Source organism: Photorhabdus sp. S10-54 (assembly GCF_963878145.1).
Taxonomy (GTDB): domain Bacteria; phylum Pseudomonadota; class Gammaproteobacteria; order Enterobacterales; family Enterobacteriaceae; genus Photorhabdus; species Photorhabdus kayaii.
On record NZ_CAWNXG010000113.1, the window covers coordinates 1 to 2,392 of the forward strand.

A 2,392-nucleotide genomic window follows, 5' to 3' on the forward strand; every position below is an offset into this window, starting at 1 on the left:
GATTTTACCCATCGTGTATTTATTATTGGAAATCCTGAAAGAGTGAATAAATTATGAATATGTATATTTGTATTTATGGGCCACCTAATACAACATCTCCAACAAACATTCAATTACCATGCAATTTTGAAAGATGGCGCAGAATTACAGAAGAAGAGAGGGACGCAATGATTAAAAAAATCATTGACGAATACCCAAATCTCACAGGCTACATAATCTTAGCCAGATAATTCTTCTCACACCAGGATATCACAATGATCAATGTCGTTAGTTTTTCAGGCGGCAGAACATCGGCTTATCTCGTGTATTTAATGGAACAGCGCAGAAAAAAAGGTGAAGATGTCCGCTATATTTTTATGGATACAGGAGCTGAACATCCGAAAACTTACGAATTTATTCGTAATTTAGTTCGATGCTGGAAAATTGATTTAGTTTGCCTGAGGGTTGTTATTAATCCAGAGTTAGGCAAAGGGAATGGCTATCAAATCTTGACTCTGGACGAAATTAAACATGATTTGGAACCGTGGCGGGCAATGCTGAAAAAATATGGCACTCCATATGTTGGTGGTGAGTTCTGCACGGACAGAATGAAACTCGTCCCATTCAAGAAATATTGCGATGAGCATATAGGGAAAAAATCGTATCACACATGGATTGGCATTCGAACCGATGAACCCAGGCGGATAAAGTGCCTCGACCGTACCAGTTATCTAGCCAACATTTCTGACATTGATAAATACGGCATTATCGATTGGTGGAGCCAGCAACCTTTCGATCTGCAAATACATGAACATTTGGGCAACTGTTGCTTCTGCATCAAAAAGTCAATCCAGAAAATCGCATTAGCTGCAAAGGATGAGCCAGAGTTAGCCGCTGAGTTCCTGACAATATTGTCCTCAAATGAGGTGCGAAAAATGGAAAATCGAAACGGAACTGATCTCGTTATGTACCGCGGCAAAAACACATTCGATGGCATCATACAAATGTTTTCTGACGATAGTCGAGCTAAGTTAGCCGCTCGCATGCCGTCACAAAAACAATATATCAATGCTGCAATGTATGAGACTCAATGTGAGTGTCAACTAAGTCTATTCTAACCCACTCCATTAACTAATAACTTGCCGTATAACGGCTGGAGGATTGCTATGGAAAAAACACCTTGGAATCCAAGTGTCAGGGCAATTCAGCGGGTTAAAGACCCGTTACCAATTCCTGTAAGATGTCGATACTGCTGCGGTCACATAACAATAGCTCATCATGAAAAGATATTTGGCAAAGCATACAGCAAATGGCCGTGGCTTTATATTTGTACGTCTTGCTGTGCATATGTCGGTATGCATCCTTTTACTGATATCCCGCTTGGAACTTTGGCAGATAAAGCAACTCGGAACGCAAGACTTTCCAGCAAGCGTTATTTTGAAGAAATCTGGCAATCCGGGAAATTGAGTCGCACGGATGCGTATAAATGGCTAGCAAAACGGCTTGGAATTAACAAATGCGAATGCCATTTTGGATGGTTCGATATTGATACATGCTACAGAGCCAAAGAAATATGCAAGCAAAAAATATTGAGGTGTAATTATGAATGAGACGAAAGAAATGCCTATTATTTTCAACTCAGAGATGGTCCGTGCTATTTTAGATGGCAGGAAAACTCAAACAAGAAGAATAGTAAAACGTCAGTATATCAGTCACAAACAAGAATTAAGATTGTGCGATGATGGATATTTTTATTGGTGGATGAAAGACGCCGAAACACATCAACCTAGGCGGGTTTCATGCCCGTTCGGAAAAACTGGCGATCGGCTGTGGGTGAGGGAGACATTTCAAGGCCCATTTGTCGATTATAATGATTCACATGATTTGTTCAAAAATCCCGAATCATATCAAAAACCAGAAAATTGTATCTATCGTGCTGATTGCGGGCAATATCCATCATTTTACGATGCTGATGACAATCTCCGCCAGGGTTGGCGAGCGGCAATTCACATGCCGCGCTGGGCTAGTCGTATCACTCTTGAAATCACAGATATTCGTGTCGAAAGGCTAAATGAAATCAGTGAAGAGGATGCAATAGCGGAGGGTTGTTATACAGATGATGAATATGGGTTCAATGCGCAACCAAGACTCTGGCCCTGCCAAAAGTGCCAAGGAGATCAAACATACGCAGCATATGCGAACGGTGTTTATTACGTTGATTGTAGAGAATGCGACACAGCAAAAAAGCGCTTTAAACTGCTATGGGAATCAATCTACGGCTTTAATTCATTTGACAATAAGCGTGTCTGGGTAATTGAATTCAAGATTATTGAAAAAAGGTAACAATCATGACTAAAAATACAGAGTCTTTAATATCTGCATGTCACGAATTAGCAAGAACAGCGAAATGTGA

The 2,392-nt window shown here is 40.5% G+C and carries 3 protein-coding genes; all 3 read left to right on the forward strand.

The annotated features are described in order from the left end of the window. Positions 1–254: 254 nt before the first annotated feature. From AACQ83_RS23825 to AACQ83_RS23835, 3 genes are read left to right on the forward strand one after another with little or no spacing between them, the layout of a single operon-like run. Complete coding sequence (locus AACQ83_RS23825) at positions 255–1,097, forward strand: phosphoadenosine phosphosulfate reductase domain-containing protein (RefSeq protein WP_112879866.1); 843 nt, start codon at positions 255–257, stop codon at positions 1,095–1,097. A 48-nt stretch (positions 1,098–1,145) separates the two neighbouring features. Further along, on the forward strand, positions 1,146–1,589 hold the full coding sequence (locus tag AACQ83_RS23830) for a zinc-finger-containing protein (protein ID WP_112879867.1): 444 nt from the start codon (positions 1,146–1,148) through the stop codon (positions 1,587–1,589). Then, the gene (locus AACQ83_RS23835; protein ID WP_112879868.1) at positions 1,582–2,322 is read left to right on the forward strand and encodes a hypothetical protein; all 741 of its coding nucleotides are present in this window, start codon (positions 1,582–1,584) and stop codon (positions 2,320–2,322) included. Before AACQ83_RS23830 ends, AACQ83_RS23835 begins: the two co-directional genes overlap by 8 nt. Positions 2,323–2,392: the final 70 nt, after the last annotated feature.

Bases quoted from the DNA above. Each gene is read 5' to 3' on its own strand.
- AACQ83_RS23825 (WP_112879866.1), top strand. From the start codon at position 255: ATGATCAATGTCGTTAGTTTTTCAGGCGGCAGAACATCGGCTTATCTC.
- AACQ83_RS23835 (WP_112879868.1), top strand. From the start codon at position 1,582: ATGAATGAGACGAAAGAAATGCCTATTATTTTCAACTCAGAGATGGTC.
- AACQ83_RS23830 (WP_112879867.1), top strand. From the start codon at position 1,146: ATGGAAAAAACACCTTGGAATCCAAGTGTCAGGGCAATTCAGCGGGTT.